The 15,221-nt window shown below is 64.0% G+C and carries 14 protein-coding genes; 9 read left to right on the forward strand and 5 right to left on the reverse strand.

Features of this window, described 5'->3' with window-relative positions; translation table 11 throughout:
* Nucleotides 1-99: 99 nt before the first annotated feature.
* The 3 genes from ftsX to ftsY are packed head-to-tail and all read right to left on the reverse strand — an operon-like array spanning nt 100 to nt 3,367.
* Nucleotides 100-1,125 carry a permease-like cell division protein FtsX gene (ftsX, locus tag MRBLPB4O_RS26195; protein ID WP_019473971.1) on the reverse strand — a complete coding sequence of 342 codons (1,026 nt, stop codon included), beginning with the start codon at nt 1,123-1,125 and terminating at the stop codon, nt 100-102.
* Nucleotides 1,122-1,793 (reverse strand): cell division ATP-binding protein FtsE, encoded by a 672-nt coding sequence (ftsE, locus tag MRBLPB4O_RS26200; RefSeq protein WP_012274659.1) that lies wholly within the window; start codon nt 1,791-1,793, stop codon nt 1,122-1,124. The genes ftsX and ftsE overlap by 4 nt, the downstream gene beginning before the upstream one ends.
* A 2-nt stretch (nt 1,794-1,795) precedes the next feature.
* Nucleotides 1,796-3,367 carry a signal recognition particle-docking protein FtsY gene (ftsY, locus tag MRBLPB4O_RS26205; protein ID WP_341797021.1) on the reverse strand — a complete coding sequence of 524 codons (1,572 nt, stop codon included), beginning with the start codon at nt 3,365-3,367 and terminating at the stop codon, nt 1,796-1,798.
* Between the two features lie 231 nt (nt 3,368-3,598).
* Between ftsY and MRBLPB4O_RS26210 the strand changes: the two genes are divergently transcribed.
* The 6 genes from MRBLPB4O_RS26210 (at nt 3,599) to MRBLPB4O_RS26235 (ending at nt 10,845) form a co-directional block, all read left to right on the forward strand.
* A complete protein-coding gene (locus MRBLPB4O_RS26210; RefSeq protein ID WP_341797022.1) occupies nt 3,599-4,954 on the forward strand; it encodes a pitrilysin family protein in 1,356 nt (451 codons plus the stop codon).
* A complete protein-coding gene (locus tag MRBLPB4O_RS26215; RefSeq protein WP_341797023.1) occupies nt 4,947-6,437 on the forward strand; it encodes a pitrilysin family protein in 1,491 nt (496 codons plus the stop codon). The genes MRBLPB4O_RS26210 and MRBLPB4O_RS26215 overlap by 8 nt, the downstream gene beginning before the upstream one ends.
* A complete protein-coding gene (rsmD, locus tag MRBLPB4O_RS26220; RefSeq protein WP_019473221.1) occupies nt 6,437-7,039 on the forward strand; it encodes a 16S rRNA (guanine(966)-N(2))-methyltransferase RsmD in 603 nt (200 codons plus the stop codon). The genes MRBLPB4O_RS26215 and rsmD overlap by 1 nt, the downstream gene beginning before the upstream one ends.
* 94 nt (nt 7,040-7,133) lie before the next feature.
* A complete protein-coding gene (locus MRBLPB4O_RS26225; protein ID WP_341797024.1) occupies nt 7,134-8,435 on the forward strand; it encodes a pitrilysin family protein in 1,302 nt (433 codons plus the stop codon).
* Entirely contained in the window at nt 8,428-9,792 is a 1,365-nt protein-coding gene (locus tag MRBLPB4O_RS26230; RefSeq protein ID WP_341797025.1) for a pitrilysin family protein, read from the forward strand. Before MRBLPB4O_RS26225 ends, MRBLPB4O_RS26230 begins: the two co-directional genes overlap by 8 nt.
* 60 nt (nt 9,793-9,852) lie before the next feature.
* Entirely contained in the window at nt 9,853-10,845 is a 993-nt protein-coding gene (locus MRBLPB4O_RS26235) for a hydrolase (RefSeq protein ID WP_341797026.1), read from the forward strand.
* Between the two features lie 174 nt (nt 10,846-11,019).
* Here MRBLPB4O_RS26235 and MRBLPB4O_RS26240 read toward each other — a convergent pair whose 3' ends face one another.
* Together MRBLPB4O_RS26240 and MRBLPB4O_RS26245 are read right to left on the reverse strand one after the other, a co-directional pair.
* Nucleotides 11,020-11,874 carry a sulfurtransferase gene (locus MRBLPB4O_RS26240; protein WP_341797027.1) on the reverse strand — a complete coding sequence of 285 codons (855 nt, stop codon included), beginning with the start codon at nt 11,872-11,874 and terminating at the stop codon, nt 11,020-11,022.
* Between the two features lie 35 nt (nt 11,875-11,909).
* A complete protein-coding gene (locus MRBLPB4O_RS26245; RefSeq protein WP_341797028.1) occupies nt 11,910-12,575 on the reverse strand; it encodes a TetR/AcrR family transcriptional regulator in 666 nt (221 codons plus the stop codon).
* A 151-nt stretch (nt 12,576-12,726) separates the two neighbouring features.
* Between MRBLPB4O_RS26245 and MRBLPB4O_RS26250 the strand changes: the two genes are divergently transcribed.
* The 3 genes from MRBLPB4O_RS26250 (at nt 12,727) to MRBLPB4O_RS26260 (ending at nt 15,148) form a co-directional block, all read left to right on the forward strand.
* Nucleotides 12,727-14,157, forward strand: coding sequence for a coniferyl aldehyde dehydrogenase (locus tag MRBLPB4O_RS26250; protein WP_341797029.1), 1,431 nt, complete (start codon nt 12,727-12,729; stop codon nt 14,155-14,157).
* A gap of 151 nt (nt 14,158-14,308) precedes the next feature.
* Nucleotides 14,309-14,788 carry a pantetheine-phosphate adenylyltransferase gene (coaD, locus tag MRBLPB4O_RS26255; protein ID WP_016489662.1) on the forward strand — a complete coding sequence of 160 codons (480 nt, stop codon included), beginning with the start codon at nt 14,309-14,311 and terminating at the stop codon, nt 14,786-14,788.
* Nucleotides 14,789-14,896: 108 nt separating this feature from the next.
* Nucleotides 14,897-15,148 (forward strand): YfhL family 4Fe-4S dicluster ferredoxin, encoded by a 252-nt coding sequence (locus MRBLPB4O_RS26260; RefSeq protein WP_019473229.1) that lies wholly within the window; start codon nt 14,897-14,899, stop codon nt 15,146-15,148.
* Nucleotides 15,149-15,221 lie beyond the last annotated feature (73 nt).

The following is a 15,221-nucleotide window of genomic DNA, read 5'->3' on the forward strand; positions in this document are numbered from 1 at the left end:
GACTTACTAAACTCGCGCCTTGTGGGCGCTGCCAACATTGACCTGGGACGACGGTACAAGTTCCGCAGTGAAGAAAATGTCAATGCTGGCACGTAAAAACTATCGCGGCGCCAGCTCGTTCAGATGACGAGCGACGGCAATCCATGCACCGATATACCCCAACAGCACCGCTCCGATCAAGAGCGACAGACCATCGGACGCCGGCACCCCGCCCAGGGCGAAGTCACTGCCGTACAGCCCGGAAAGCCCTACCACCGCGTCGTTGAGCCAGTTCAGGCCAAACGCCAGGATACCCCACGCCAGCAAGCCCGCACCCAGGCCATACAGGGCGCCCATGTACAGGAAAGGCCGGCGCACGTAGGCGTCAGTGCCGCCTACCAGCTTGATCACTTCGATCTCGACACGGCGGTTTTCAATGTGTAGACGAATTGTGTTACCGATTACTAACAGCAGGGCAGAAATCAGCATCACGGCCAGGCCGAAGACGAAGCGGTCACCCAGTTTGAGGATGGCCGCCAGGCGCTCGACCCACACCAGGTCCAGTTGCGCCACCTCCACCCGTGGCAGCTCCGACAGGCGCTGACGCAAGGCGTCCAGGGCCGGCTTGTCGACCTCGGTCGGGGTCACTACCACCACGCCAGGCAGCGGGTTGTCGGGCAGTTCGCGCAGGGCCTCGCCCAGCCCGGACTGCTGCTGGAATTCCTCCAGCGCCTGCTCGCGGCTGACAAATTGCGCGTCCGCCACCCCAGGCATGCCCTTGATCTCGTCGCGCAGCGCTTCACCATCGCGGCTGCCGGCATCGAGCTTGAGGTACAGCGAAATCTGCGCAGCGCGCTGCCACGAACCGCCCAGCTGCTCGACGTTCTTCAGCAGCAACGACAGGCCCATGGGCATGCTCAGCGCCACCGCCATCACCAGGCAGGTGAAAAAGCTGCCGATCGGCTGCTTGCCCAGGCGGCGCAGGCTGTCGGCCATGCTGGCACGGTGGCTTTCCAGCCAGGCATGCAGCAGTGTGCGGAAATCCGGGCCGTCATCGTCCTCGCCGCGCTTTTTCTTCTCCGGTTGCGGGTCGGCCGGCTTTGGCGCAACCCGCTCGGAAACCTTCGGCGTACGTATAGTGCTCATTGCCCGGCCTCCCCATCGCCGATCAAGCGGCCGCGCTGCAAGGTCAGCATGCGGTGGCGCATGCGCGCAATCAGTGCCAGGTCATGGCTGGCGATCAATACCGTGGTGCCCAGGCGGTTGATGTCCTCGAACACGCCCATGATCTCTGCTGCCAGGCGCGGGTCGAGGTTACCGGTGGGTTCGTCGGCCAGCAGCAGGGCCGGCTGGTGCACGATGGCGCGGGCGATACCCACCCGCTGCTGCTGCCCGGTGGACAGGTCGGCCGGGAACAGTTCGCCCTTGTCGGACAGCGACACACGCTCCAGCGCCGAATCCACGCGCTTGGCGATCTCGGCCTTGGACAAGCCGAGAATCTGCAGTGGCAAGGCGATGTTGTTGAACACCGTGCGGTCGAACAACAGCTGGTGGTTCTGGAACACCACGCCGATCTGCCGACGCAGGAACGGGATCTGCGCGTTGCTGATCTGGCCCAGGTCCTGACCGGCCAGCATGAGCTTGCCGCTGGTCGGGCGTTCCATGGCCAGCAACAAGCGCAGCAAGGTGCTCTTGCCGGCGCCCGAATGGCCGGTGACGAACAGGAATTCGCCCCGGCGCGCCCGGAAACTCAGCTCATGCAAACCCACATGACCATTGGGATAGCGCTTGGCAACCTGTTCGAATCGGATCATGGTCAGTCTCGCTCGGCGAACAGAGCCTTGACGAACGGCTCGGCTTCGAAGGTACGCAGGTCGTCGATGCCTTCACCAACACCGATGAAGCGGATCGGGATGTTGAACTGCTTGGCCAGGGCAAAGATCACCCCGCCTTTGGCGGTGCCGTCCAGCTTGGTCAGGGCCAGGCCGGTCAGTTCGACACTCTGGTTGAAGTACTTGGCCTGGCTGATGGCGTTCTGGCCGGTGCCGGCGTCGAGTACCAGCAGCACCTCGTGTGGCGCATCGGCGTCGAGCTTGCCGATCACCCGACGGACCTTCTTCAGCTCTTCCATCAAGTTGTCTTTGGTGTGCAGGCGGCCGGCAGTGTCGGCGATCAGCACGTCGGCGCCACGGGCCTTGGCGGCCTGCACGGCGTCGAAGATCACCGACGCGGAGTCGGCGCCGGTGTGCTGGGCGATCACCGGAATCTGGTTACGCTCGCCCCACACCTGCAGCTGCTCGACCGCGGCGGCACGGAAGGTGTCACCGGCAGCAAGCATGACTTTCTTGCCTTCCACCTGCAGCTTTTTCGCCAGCTTGCCGATGGTGGTGGTCTTGCCGGCGCCGTTCACGCCAACCACCAGGATCACATAGGGCTTGGTCTGCGCCTGCACTTTCAGCGGTTGCTCGACCGGGCGCAGCAGCGCGGCCAGTTCTTCCTGCAGCGACTTGTAAAGCGCGTCGGCGTCGGCCAGCTGCTTGCGGGCAACCTTTTGGGTCAGGTTCTGGACGATGGCCGAGGTGGCTTCCACACCGACGTCGGCGGTCAGCAGGCGCGTCTCGATTTCGTCGAGCAGGTCGTCGTCGATGACCTTCTTGCCGAGGAACAGGCTGGCCATGCCCTCGCCGATACTGGCGCTGGTCTTCGAGAGGCCCTGCTTGAGGCGGGCGAAGAAGCCGGGTTTGGCTTGTTCGGTAACGGTTGCGACGGCTGCGGGAGCTGGCTCGGGCTCTGGTGCGACGGGCTCTGCCACCTGACGCTCGGGGATCGCTGGGGGGGCCTTTGGCTCCAGGTCTGGGACGAGAGCGACAGGTTCCTCGGCAACGGGCAGGACCAGGTTGCTGACAGGGGGTTCAACGGCTTGAGCAGCTACCGGCGCAGGGGTTTCGACCTGCGGAGCCGCAGGCTGCGCATTCGCGGGCACGCCCGCTCCCACAGGGGCCGGGGCAGGCTGAAGGGTCGGGACAACCTCTGCAGCCGGCGCAGGCTCGGGGGCCGGGACTGGGGCGGGTGCAGGCTCGAAGACCGGGGCGGCCACTGGGGTGGGCGCGGGCTCAAGGACCGGGGTAACCACTGGGGCAGTTGCCGGCTCGGCGGCCCGAGGCGCCTCGGTTGCAGGTACGGGGGTTTCTGCAACCACCGGCTCGACCGGAGCAGCTTCAGGGCGCTCGACGGCGGGCTGCGGCGCTACAGGCTCTGCAGCCTGCGGCTCTGGGGCTTGTGGCTGTTCGGCGACAGGTTGCTGCGGCTTCTTGCGAAACCAGCTGAACAGGCCTTTCTTCTCGCCAGCCTCGGCCGGCGCTTTCTTGTCGTCGTTGGAACCAAACATGGAGGACGGCTATCTCAGGGTAGCGATGAGCCAGCAATGGCCCATCGGGAATTCTCTCTACGCAGAACAGACTATCTTGAAGCCTGCTGGTTCATGCGCAACGTTTTGTCTTAGTGTCCTGCGGGCCAGAACGGCGACAGGCATGGTCGCCAGGCAACCGGATCAGTATCCTAGCACCTCCTGGCCCGCCGACGCTAAACCCAGCGGGCCGCCGAACAGGTTAAACACCTTATGAATGCTCTAGCCCGCCGCGCCGCTGGCCTGTTGCTCGGCACGCTCTGCTTGCCGCTCGTGGCCTTCGCCGCCGATGTGCAACCCACCCACGAATTCATCCTCGACAATGGCCTGAAGGTGGTCGTGCGCGAAGACCATCGCGCCCCGGTGGTGGTCTCGCAGATCTGGTACAAGGTCGGTTCCAGCTACGAAACCCCGGGCCAGACCGGTTTGTCCCATGCGCTGGAACACATGATGTTCAAGGGCAGCGCCAAGGTCGGCCCCGGCGAAGCTTCGCGCATCCTGCGTGACTTGGGTGCCGAAGAAAACGCCTTCACCAGCGACGACTACACCGCCTATTACCAGGTGCTGGCCCGCGACCGCCTGCCGGTCGCCCTGGAGCTGGAGGCCGACCGCCTGGCCAGCCTGCGCCTGCCGGCCGACGAGTTCAGCCGCGAAATCGAGGTAATCAAGGAAGAACGCCGCCTGCGCACCGACGATCAGCCCAACTCCAAGGCGTTCGAGCTGTTCCGCGCCATGGCCTACCCGGCCAGCGGCTACCACACGCCGACCATCGGCTGGATGGCGGACCTGGAGCGCATGAAGGTCGAAGAACTGCGCCACTGGTACGAGTCCTGGTACGTACCCAACAATGCCACCCTGGTGGTGGTCGGCGATGTCACCGCCGACGAGGTCAAGGGCCTGGCACAGAAGTATTTCGGCAGCATTCCAAAGCGCGCCGTACCGCCGGCCAAGCTGCCACTGGAGCTGGCCGAGCCTGGCCAGCGCCAGCTGACCCTGCACGTACGCACCCAGCTGCCCAGCCTGATCTATGGTTTCAACGTGCCCGGCCTGCCCACCGCCAAGGACCCGCGCACCGTGCATGCCCTGCGCCTGATCTCGGCACTGCTCGACGGCGGCTACAGCGCCCGCATGCCGGCACGCCTGGAGCGTGGCCAGGAGTTGGTGGCCGGCGCCTCGTCCAGCTACAACGCCTTCACCCGCGGCGACAGCCTGTTCCTGATCTCGGCCACGCCGAACGTGCAAAAGCAGAAAACCCTCGACGATGTGGAGAAAGGCATCTGGCAGTTGCTTGAAGAACTCAAGACCACCCCGCCCAGCGCCGAAGAGCTCGAACGCGTACGCGCCCAGGTCATTGCCGGCCTGGTCTACGACCGCGACTCCATCAGCAGCCAGGCCACCACCATCGGCCAGCTGGAAACCGTCGGCCTGTCCTGGAAACTGATCGACAGCGAGCTGGACGAGCTCAAGCGCGTCACCCCGCAGGACATCCAGGACGCCGCGCGCACCTACTTCACTCGCGAACGCCTGAGCGTTGCCCATGTACTGCCCGAGGAGTCCGCTCATGAGTGATCGTCGCGCACCGCGCCCAACCCTGCTGGCCACGGGCGTCCGCGCCCTGGCGCTGGCGGCAGTGCTGGCCGCCCCGGCCATGGCCGACAACGCCGCCAAGGCGGACACCAGCGCCGCCCGCCCGGCCAACACCTTGCAGTCGCTGGCCGAGCTGGATGGCAAGGCACCCAGCCGGCGCCAGCTGAACATCCAGCACTGGAGCACCGCTGAAGGCGCCCGTGTGCTGTTCGTGGAAGCCCGTGAACTGCCGATGTTCGACCTGCGCGTCACCTTTGCCGCCGGCAGCAGCCAGGACGCCGGAACACCTGGTTTGGCGGCGCTGACCAACGCCATGCTCAACGAGGGTGTGGCCGGCAAGGACGTCACCGCCATCGCCGAAGGTTTCGAAGGCCTGGGCGCAGACTTTGGCAACGGCTCCTACCGTGACATGGCCGTGGCGTCGCTGCGCAGCCTAAGCATCAAGGACAAGCGCGAACCTGCGCTCAAGCTGTTCACCGAAGTGGCCGGCAAGCCGACCTTCCCCGAGGACGCCCTCAAGCGCATCAAGAACCAGATGCTGGCCGGCTTCGAATACGAGAAGCAGAACCCCGGCAAGATCGCGGGCAAAGCGCTGTTCGGCAACCTCTATGGCGACCACCCCTACGCCCACCCAAGCGATGGCACCGCAGAGACCATCAACGGCATTACCCTGGCACAACTGCGCGCCTTCCACGCCAAGGCTTATACCGGCGGCAACGCAGTAATCGCTCTGGTCGGCGACCTCAGCCGTGCCGAGGCCGAAGCCATTGCCGCCCAGGTTTCGGCGGGCCTGCCCAAGGGCCCGGCGCTTGCCGCGCCAGCCCAGCCCAGCGAAGCCAAGGCCGGCCTGACCCACATCGACTTCCCGTCCAAACAGACTCACCTCATGCTGGCTGAGCTTGGTATCGACCGCCAAGACCCAGATTGGCCAGCCTTGTCGCTGGGTAACCAGATCCTCGGTGGTGGCGCCTTCGGTACCCGGCTGATGAGCGAAGTGCGTGAAAAGCGTGGCCTGACCTACGGCGTGTACTCGGTGTTCAGCCCCATGCAGGTGCGCGGCCCGTTCATGATCAACCTGCAGACCCGTGCCGAGCTCAGTGAAGGCACGCTCAAGCTGGTACAGGATATTCTTGCCGACTACCTGAAGACAGGCCCCACCCAGCAAGAGCTGGACGATGCCAAGCGCGAACTGGCCGGCAGCTTCCCGCTGTCCAATGCAAGCAACGCCAGCATCGTCGGCCAGTTGGGCGCAATCGGCTTCTACAATCTGCCGCTGACCTGGCTGGAGGACTTCATGCAGCAGTCCCAGGCCCTCACCGTCGAGCAGGTCAAGGCGGCCATGAACAAACACCTGTCAGCCGATAAACTGGTGATCGTCACCGTAGGCCCGAAAGTGCCACAAAAACCGCTGCCAGCCCCCACTGACAAGCCCTCCGAGCAAGCGCTCGGGGTACCGGAGCACTAATGCCAAGATCCACCCCTCCCGCCCGCCCGCAATCGGGCCAAAGCAAGGGCCAGGGCCACCTGCGCATCATCGCCGGCGAGTGGCGTAGCCGCCGCCTGGCGGTACCGGAAGGCGAAGGCCTGCGGCCAACGCCTGACCGCGTGCGCGAAACCCTGTTCAACTGGCTGGCGCCGCACATCGAGGGTGCCCGCGTTCTGGATGCCTTCACCGGCAGCGGTGCCCTGGTGCTCGAAGCCCTGTCTCGCGGCGCCAAGGATGCCGTGGCACTGGACAGCAACCCGGCGGCGATCGGCAACCTGAAGAACAACCTCGAAATCCTGCGTTGCCCGCGCGGGCAAATCCTGCAAACCGATGCCCTGCGCTACTTGCAAGGCCCGGCCAAGCAACAGTTCGACGTGGTGTTCCTCGACCCGCCGTTCCACCAGGACCTGCTGGCCAACACCTGCAACCTGCTGGAGCAAAACCAGTGGCTGGGCGAACAGGCGCTGATCTACACCGAAAGCGAAGCGGCGCCGTCAACACTGCCGATGCCCGGCAACTGGCGCCTGCACCGCGAGAAGAAAACCGGCCAGGTGCATTACGCGCTCTGGCAGCGAGGATGACCCGGTAAGCCGGGTTTGGCTTACTTAGTTACCGCATTCCCGTCGCCTGCGTGGCTGAAGCTGCTCCTTTGTTTCTTGAAGGAGCACTTCAACCATGACCGACCGCCCCTCCCCGCCCACACCGGCTAGCCGGGTAAGTGCTTTTACCCTCGCCAATGGCTTGCGCGTCTTTCTGCGCGAAGACCACCGCGCCCCGCTGGTCAGCGCACAGCTGTGGTATCACGTGGGTTCCAGCTACGAGCCCGAAGGCCATACCGGCCTTTCGCATGCCCTTGAGCATTTGCTGTTCGAAGGCAGCAGCAAACTGGCTGGGGGGCAATACTCCTCCCTCATGACCCACTTGGGTGGTGAGGCAAATGCATTCACCCTCCCCGATGCCACGGCCTTTCCGCTGACGTTGCCCGCCAGCCGCCTGGAGATCGCCCTGGAAGCCATGGCCGATATCATGGCCAGCGCCACCCTCAGCGATGCACATTTTGCCCGCGAACTGGCGGTTGTCATGGCTGAACGACGCGAAGACGTTGATAACGACCCGTGGTCGCAGGCCCTGGAACATCACCTGCTGCTGGCCTATGACAACCGCGGCTATGGCACGCCCGCGATCGGCTACAAGACTGACCTCGGCCACATGACACCTGCCGCGGCACGCACGTGGTACCGGACCTGGTACCACCCCAACAACGCGACGCTGGCAGTGGCCGGCGACATTACCTTGGCGCAACTGCAAACGCTGGTAACGCGACACTTCGCAGCGATCCCCGCTCATCGCCTGCCGGCCCGGCAAATACCTGTAGAGCCCTCCAGCCTGGTTCGGCGCGTTCAAACCTTGCGCCAGCACGGCCTGCACACGGGCGTGATCATCAGTTTCAACCTACCCAGTCAATGCACCGCCCGGTCTGACTCACAAGCGTATGCACTGCGCCTGCTGCCCCAGATTCTTGCCCAAGGCCAGGCCAGCCTCCTCCAGCGCCTGCTCGTGCTTGATGAACCGGTCCTGCAAGGTGTGTGGTCGGACTATGAACCCTGGCAACGAGGGGACAGCCTGCTGACGTTTTACGCGTTCTGCAGCCCGCAGGTTGCACCCGAGGCGGCGGCAGAACGGCTGCTGATGGAAATCGAAGCGTTCCGACAGTCAGCGCCCAGCAAAGAAGACCTCCAGCGCGCCAAGGCACGGCTTCTGGCGGAGCGATTATTCGACAGGGACGATATCGGCAAGCAGGCAGAAGCCATCGGCAAGCAGGCCGCCTGCGGCCTGGACCCTGTTGCACTGGAGGATGAACGGCAAGCCATCGGAGCCGTGACAGCCGAGCAGGTAGGCCTGGCCGCTTATGACTTCCTGACCGAATCCCGGACCACCATCACCTTTACGCATCACAAGGAAAGCGCTGATGAATGACTCGAATTCATACCCCACTGCAGACAGCCCTGTTCATGGTGGTCTGGTGTCGGCCCAAGGGGTTGATCTGGACCTCTTCGAACCCATTGATACCCACGTCCAGGCGTGGACAACGGATAGCGGCACAGCGGTGAAGTTCGTCGAAGCCCGAGGGCTGCCAATAGTCGATATCGTGCTGCAATTCAGGGCCGGTACAACCCAGGACACCGTACTCCCCGGCCTGGCATCCCTGGCGTTCTACATGCTCGAAGAGGGCAGCCAGCAGCACACCGCCACTCAGCAAGCAGAGCAACTGGAGCGCCTGGGCGCTGTCATGGAAAAGCAGATCCGCCTGGAGCACGCAACCCTGAGCTTGCGAAGCCTGAGCACCGAAGCACTGTTCGAACCGGCACTGGCGCTTTTCATCGACCTTGTGGCACGCCCTGCCTTCACCGCTGACGCGCTAGCCAAGATAAAAAGCCAACTGCTGCGGCACGATGCATCTGGCGAGAAGCACCCTCGCCTGAGAGCGCGTAGCGAAGCTTTTCGTCATATGTTCAGTGGTCATCCATATGGCAACCCATCGGGCAGCACTCCGCAAGGGATAGACCAGGTTACCCCGGAGGATCTGAGGCGCTTCCACCAACGTGCCTACTGCGCCAGTAACCTGGACATCGTAGTAGTAGGGGACCTTTCCCTTGCACAGGCTCAGGCCGTTTCACAACAGATCAGTCAGGCGCTGCCCCAAGGCTGGTCCGCAATCGAGCTGCCGGCCGCTGCTCCAGCAACCGGCACCACGCTCAGCGTCGAACAGCCTGGCGCAAGCAGTGCCGTCCTGATTGCATTACCCATGAGCGTGCCCGCCAATCATCCGCAATATCCGGCCCTGGTGTTGGCGAGTGAAGTATTGGGGTCGGGAATTGCGTCACGCTTGATGAATGAACTGCGGCACCGCCGCGGGTTGACGTATGGCATCTACACTCGGGTAAATGCCTTGAGCGCAGGTGGCCTGTTCAGCGCCGAATGGGATATCGCGCCAGAATACGTCGAAGGCTCTCAAGTACTGGTTGAAACGTTGCTGCGCGAGTTCATCGAACAAGGGCCAACCCAGGCCGAGCTGCAAGTGGCGCGCAAGCAACTGGCAGGGCAACTGCTGCGCGATGTGGCACAGAACAAGCTGCTGGCAGCCTTGCTCACACAAATTACCCATCAACGCCAGCCCGCCGACTTTCTCGACAGCTGCATCGAGCGCCTCGCCAGGCTGACACCGGCAGATGTCCGCGCCGTCATGCAGCGTCAGCTCGATTTGAGCCAGGCGGTACGCGTCAGTGTCGGCCCACCCACTGCGCAACAACTACTGCCGGCCACCGACCAATAGCGCAGGTACTGTGGCGCTTTTTCATGGCACTCTAGGCAAGCACATCATGAGTTGCCCAGCATGCCCAGCCCAAGCGCCACCTTCCGTCCGGCCATCGGCCTGTCCAACCCCCACCTGCAGACGCTGTGGGGCCCCTTGTGGCGCAAGCTGCCTGAGCTGCAGCGCAACCGCGAGCGCCTGTGGCTGGCCGACGGCGATTTCATCGATCTCGACTGGCATGGCCCGCATCAGGCACAGGCGCCACTGGTGCTCGTGCTACATGGGCTGACCGGCTCGTCCCATTCACCCTACGTCAAAGGGTTGCAGCAAGCGCTGCAAAACCGCGGCTGGGCCAGCGTGGCGGTGAACTGGCGTGGTTGCTCAGGCGAACCCAACCTGCTGCCGCGCAGCTACCATTCCGGAGCCAGCGAAGACCTGGCAGAAATTGTCAGCCACCTGCACGCCCAGCGACCGTTGGCGCCGCTGTATGCGGTGGGTTACTCGCTGGGTGGCAATGTGCTGTTGAAATACCTGGGAGAGAGCGGCGTTGCCAGCCAGCTGGAGGCGGCAGTTGCCGTGTCGGTGCCCTTTCGCCTGGACCACTGCGCCGACCGTATCGGCCAGGGCTTTTCCAAGGTGTACCAGGCGCATTTCATGCGCGAGATGCTGGCGTATGTTCAGCTCAAGCAGCGGCACTTCCACGAGCAGGGCGAGCATGAACGGCTGGCGGCGCTGGAGCGCCTGGGGCAACTGACCAACTTGCGCACGTTCTGGGACTTCGACGGCAAAGTCACGGCACCGCTCAATGGCTTTCGCGATGTGCACGACTACTATCGCCGCTCATCGAGCCACTTCTTCCTCGGCCAGAACCGCACCCCGACGCTGATCATCCATTCCAGCGATGACCCGTTCGTGGCCGGCCAGAGCCTGCCTACGGCCCGTGAACTGGCACCCCAGACGCGCTTCGAACTGCACCGCCGCGGTGGCCATGTGGGGTTTGTCGATGGCAGCCTGCGCAACCCGGGGTACTACCTGGAGCGGCGGATTCCGCAGTGGCTGGTCGAAGGCCAGTAAGAACCGCAGTTTTCATTGGCAGTACCGGCCTCATCGCCGGCAAGCCAGCTCCCACAGGGATCGCGCAAGCTTTGGAATGTGAGCAAGGCAATAGCTCCCACAGGTAGGGCACAGCCCTGATGGGCAGTGACGTACCTGTGGGAGCTGGCTTGCCGGCGATGAGGCCGGACCTGCTTACTCGCCGGTAGCTACGGCATGCTGCGGGTTGTTGATCCACTCGCTCCACGACCCGGCGTACAGCTTGCCCAGCGGATACCCTGCCAGCGCCATCGCAAACAGGTTATGGCAAGCCGTCACCCCAGACCCGCAGTAAGACACCAATTGCTCCGGTGCCCGCCCGGCCAGCTTTTCGGCAAAGCGCTGCTTGAGTTGATCCACAGGCAAGAAGCGACCATCAGCCCCCAGGTTGTCGGTAAACGCCGCGCACTGGGCCCCGGGAATATGCCCCGCCACCGGGTCGATCGGCTCTACTTCACCGCGAAAACGCGGCAAGGCACGCGCATCGATCAAGGTCAGGTCAGTGCTGCCCAGGCGCTTGCCCAGGTGTTCGGCATCGATCAGCAGCTTGGCATCCGGCTCACCACTGAAGGTGCCTTCACGTTTGGACGGTGAGTCCAGGCTCAACGGCAGGTGCGCCGCATGCCAAGCCTTCAGGCCACCATCGAGGATCGCCACGCCGTTGCGCTTGCCAAGCCAGGCCAGCAGCCACCAGGCCCGGGCGGCAAAGGCGCCAGGGCCGTCGTCGTACAGCACCACCTCGCTGTCGTTGTCCAGGCCCCACTCGCGCAGGCGCTCCACCAGCCGGCGCGCATCGGGCAGCGGATGGCGCCCGGTGTGCCCCTTGCTCACCGGCCCGCTGAGGTCGCGGTCCAGGTCGGCAAAATGCGCCCCGGCAATATGCCCCTGGGCATAGCTGCGTTGGCCGTAGTCCACATCCTCGAGGGCAAAGCGACAGTCGAGGATCACCAACTTGGGCGAGCCCAGACGCTCGGCCAACTGCTGCGGGGTGATCAATTGCGCAAGGGGCATGACAATCTCCTGATCGATGGCACTAGGGCCCTGGGTCAATGTTCCAGAGCCTGGTTGAACGGTACATGGAATTCCTTGCACAGGGCGTCCACAGCACTGCGCGCACCCTCGGTGACGTAGCCGAGTTCCAGCACCAGCACCTGATAGACGCCCCGCTTGAAGGCTTCTTCACCCAGGTGCGCGGAATGTTCACGCGTAGTGCTGAGGAAACGGACCCAGGACGTCAGCACGATCCAGGCATTGATGGTCAGCGATTCGATCTGCGCCGGCGCCATGGTCAGGATGCCCGCCTCGACAAAGCCGCGGTAGATCGCCTGGCCCTGGCGCAGGCAGCGCTCGGAAAAACGCCGGTAACGGGCGGCCAGCTCCGCGTCGCTGTCCAGCAGGTGCTCCAGGTCGCGGTGCAGGAAGCGGTAGTTCCACATCGCCGCGAGCAAGGCCTTGAGGTAGAACCGCTTGTCCTCCACGGTTGCCTGGCGGCCTTGCGGCGGGCGCAGGAAGCTGTCTACCAGTTCTTCATACTGGCTGAACAACAGGGCAATGATCGCCTGCTTGTTGGGGAAGTGGTAATACAGGTTGCCGGGCGAGATTTCCATGTGCGCGGCAATGTGGTTGGTACTGACGCTGCGTTCGCCCTGCTGGTTGAACAGCTCCAGGCTGTTCTGCACGATGCGCTCTCGGGTCTTCATGCGCGGGGCCATGCTCAGCTCCCAGTCTGCGGGCTTTCATCAAAGGGTCATCTTACGGCGTATTACAGGTGGAATGCACCGTTCGGCGGCGGGGAAAAATTCGCACCATCGTCCCGATTAGAGTATAGGCTCTAGACATTTCCTGCCCGGATCAAACGCTGCCATGAACGCGCCCAGTGCCGTGACCCCTGTGCAATCAGACCTCGACCTTGCGGCGATGTTCGCTGCCCAGCGCCAGGCCTTCGCCGGCAACCCCCTGCCGCCGGCGGCCCAGCGACTGCAATGGCTGAGAACCCTGCGCGAAGCCTTGCTGGCCAACCAGGCTGGGCTGATCGAGGCCATCAGCGAGGATTTTTCCGGGCGCAGCGCCGACGAGACCCTGCTGGCCGAGCTGCTGCCCTCGGTACAGGGCCTGCGCCACGCCGAAAGGCACCTGCATCGCTGGATGCGCGCCGGCCGGCGACGGGTCGGTCTGGCCTTCCAGCCGGCCAGCGCGCAGGTACGTTATCAGCCGCTGGGGGTGGTGGGCATCATCGTGCCGTGGAACTACCCGCTGTTTCTCGCCATCGGCCCGCTGACCTGCGCCCTGGCCGCAGGCAACCGGGTCATGCTCAAGCTCAGCGAAGCCACGCCCGCCAGCGCCCAGGCCTTGAAACAACTCTTGGAGCAGGTGTTTCCCTCCGATCTGGTCAGCGTGGTGCTGGGTGAGGTAGCGGTGGGCCAGGCCTTCGCCCACTTGCCCTTCGACCACCTGCTGTTCACCGGTGCCACCAGCGTGGGCCGGCAAGTCATGCTGGCGGCGGCGCAGAACCTGACCCCGGTTACCCTGGAGCTGGGCGGCAAGTCACCGGCCATCGTGTCGGCCGACGTGCCACTGGACAGCGCCGCCGAGCGCATCGCCTTCGGCAAAACCCTCAACGCCGGGCAAACCTGCGTAGCCCCCGACTATGTGCTGGTGCCGCGCGAACGGCTGGCGGCCTTCAGCGACGCCTACCAGCGCGCCGTGCGCCGCCTGTACCCACGCATTGCCGACAACCCCGACTACACCGCCATCATCAACCCCCGCCAGCTGCAGCGCTTGCAGCACCTGCTGGACGATGCCCGCGACAAAGGTGCGCAGGTGCTTGACCTGTACCCTGGTGAAACCCGCCAGGGCCGGCGCCTGCCACCCCACCTGCTGCTGGACGTGAACGACAGCATGCAGGTAATGCAGGACGAAATCTTCGGCCCGCTGCTGCCGCTGGTGCCCTACGACAGCCTCGACCAGGCGCTGGCCTACATCAACCAGCGCCCGCGCCCGCTGGCGCTGTACTACTTCGGTTATGACCGGGCCGGCCAAGAGCATGTGCTGCGCCACACCCACTCCGGCGGGGTATGTCTGAACGACACCCTGCTGCATGTGGCCCAGGACGACCTGCCCTTCGGCGGCATCGGCCCTTCGGGCATGGGCCACTACCATGGCCACGACGGTTTCCTGACCTTCAGCAAGGCCAAGGCCGTACTTGCCAAGCAACGTTTCAACGCCGCACGGCTGATCTACCCGCCTTATGGCAAAGCCTTGCAGCGCCTGGTCTACAAGCTGTTCATCCGCTAAGCAGCTGCCCGTGCACCGCCCCGTGGCACACAGCGCATGACAACGAATACGGCGCCTGTCTATAGTGCCATCAGCTGGCCGCATGACTTGGCCGGGCGCAATCGCTGCGCTACCATCCGACTCCCCAACGCACTCCAGCCAGGATGACGCGATGAACCGAGTGTTGTACCCGGGTACTTTCGACCCCATTACCAAAGGCCATGGAGACCTGGTCGAGCGCGCCTCGCGCTTGTTCGACCACGTGATCATCGCGGTGGCGGCCAGCCCGAAGAAAAACCCCCTGTTCCCCCTGGAGCAGCGGGTGGCGCTAGCCCGTGAGGTCACCAAGCACCTGCCGAATGTCGAAGTCATCGGCTTCTCCTCCCTGTTGGCGCATTTCGCCAAGGAACAGGGCGCCAACGTCTTCCTGCGTGGCCTGCGTGCGGTGTCCGACTTCGAGTACGAGTTCCAGCTGGCGAACATGAACCGGCAACTGGCCCCCGATGTCGAGAGCCTGTTCCTGACCCCTTCGGAACGTTATTCGTTCATTTCCTCGACTTTGGTCCGGGAAATCGCTGCACTGGGCGGCGATATCAGCAAATTCGTCCACCCGGTGGTGGCCGAAGCGCTGACTGAACGCTTCAAGAAGTAAGCCTGATCGCCTGATTATCGCGCCCGCGTGCACTGCGGGCGCGAATGCGGCACAATTGTGCCCACTGCGTTGAACATGCCCGGGCCATGAGCCCCGGCCGGAGTCCCCATGTCCCTGATCATCACCGACGATTGCATCAACTGCGACGTCTGCGAACCCGAGTGCCCGAACGAGGCCATCTCCCAAGGCGAAGAGATCTACGTGATCGACCCTAACCTGTGCACCCAGTGCGTGGGCCACTACGACGAGCCGCAGTGCCAACAGGTCTGCCCGGTCGACTGCATCCCGCTGGATGAAGCGCACCCGGAAAGCGAAGAACAGCTGATGGCCAAGTACCGCCGGATTACCGGCAAGGCCTGATCACTGGTCACTGTGGGAGCGGGCATGCCCGCGAACACCGGCGCAGCCGGTGCCATCCATCGCGTCGCCTGCT

The organism is Pseudomonas sp. LPB4.O (genome assembly GCF_038383825.1).
Lineage (GTDB): Bacteria > Pseudomonadota > Gammaproteobacteria > Pseudomonadales > Pseudomonadaceae > Aquipseudomonas > Aquipseudomonas putida.

Coding starts and splice junctions, on each gene's coding strand:
- MRBLPB4O_RS26225 (WP_341797024.1), top strand. CDS start 7,134: ATGACCGACCGCCCCTCCCCGCCCACACCGGCTAGCCGGGTAAGTGCT.
- ftsE (WP_012274659.1), bottom strand. CDS start 1,793: ATGATCCGATTCGAACAGGTTGCCAAGCGCTATCCCAATGGTCATGTG.
- MRBLPB4O_RS26210 (WP_341797022.1), top strand. CDS start 3,599: ATGAATGCTCTAGCCCGCCGCGCCGCTGGCCTGTTGCTCGGCACGCTC.
- MRBLPB4O_RS26240 (WP_341797027.1), bottom strand. CDS start 11,874: ATGCCCCTTGCGCAATTGATCACCCCGCAGCAGTTGGCCGAGCGTCTG.
- ftsX (WP_019473971.1), bottom strand. CDS start 1,125: ATGAGCACTATACGTACGCCGAAGGTTTCCGAGCGGGTTGCGCCAAAG.
- MRBLPB4O_RS26215 (WP_341797023.1), top strand. CDS start 4,947: ATGAGTGATCGTCGCGCACCGCGCCCAACCCTGCTGGCCACGGGCGTC.
- rsmD (WP_019473221.1), top strand. CDS start 6,437: ATGCCAAGATCCACCCCTCCCGCCCGCCCGCAATCGGGCCAAAGCAAG.
- MRBLPB4O_RS26230 (WP_341797025.1), top strand. CDS start 8,428: ATGAATGACTCGAATTCATACCCCACTGCAGACAGCCCTGTTCATGGT.
- coaD (WP_016489662.1), top strand. CDS start 14,309: ATGAACCGAGTGTTGTACCCGGGTACTTTCGACCCCATTACCAAAGGC.
- MRBLPB4O_RS26245 (WP_341797028.1), bottom strand. CDS start 12,575: ATGGCCCCGCGCATGAAGACCCGAGAGCGCATCGTGCAGAACAGCCTG.
- MRBLPB4O_RS26250 (WP_341797029.1), top strand. CDS start 12,727: ATGAACGCGCCCAGTGCCGTGACCCCTGTGCAATCAGACCTCGACCTT.
- ftsY (WP_341797021.1), bottom strand. CDS start 3,367: ATGTTTGGTTCCAACGACGACAAGAAAGCGCCGGCCGAGGCTGGCGAG.
- MRBLPB4O_RS26260 (WP_019473229.1), top strand. CDS start 14,897: ATGTCCCTGATCATCACCGACGATTGCATCAACTGCGACGTCTGCGAA.
- MRBLPB4O_RS26235 (WP_341797026.1), top strand. CDS start 9,853: ATGCCCAGCCCAAGCGCCACCTTCCGTCCGGCCATCGGCCTGTCCAAC.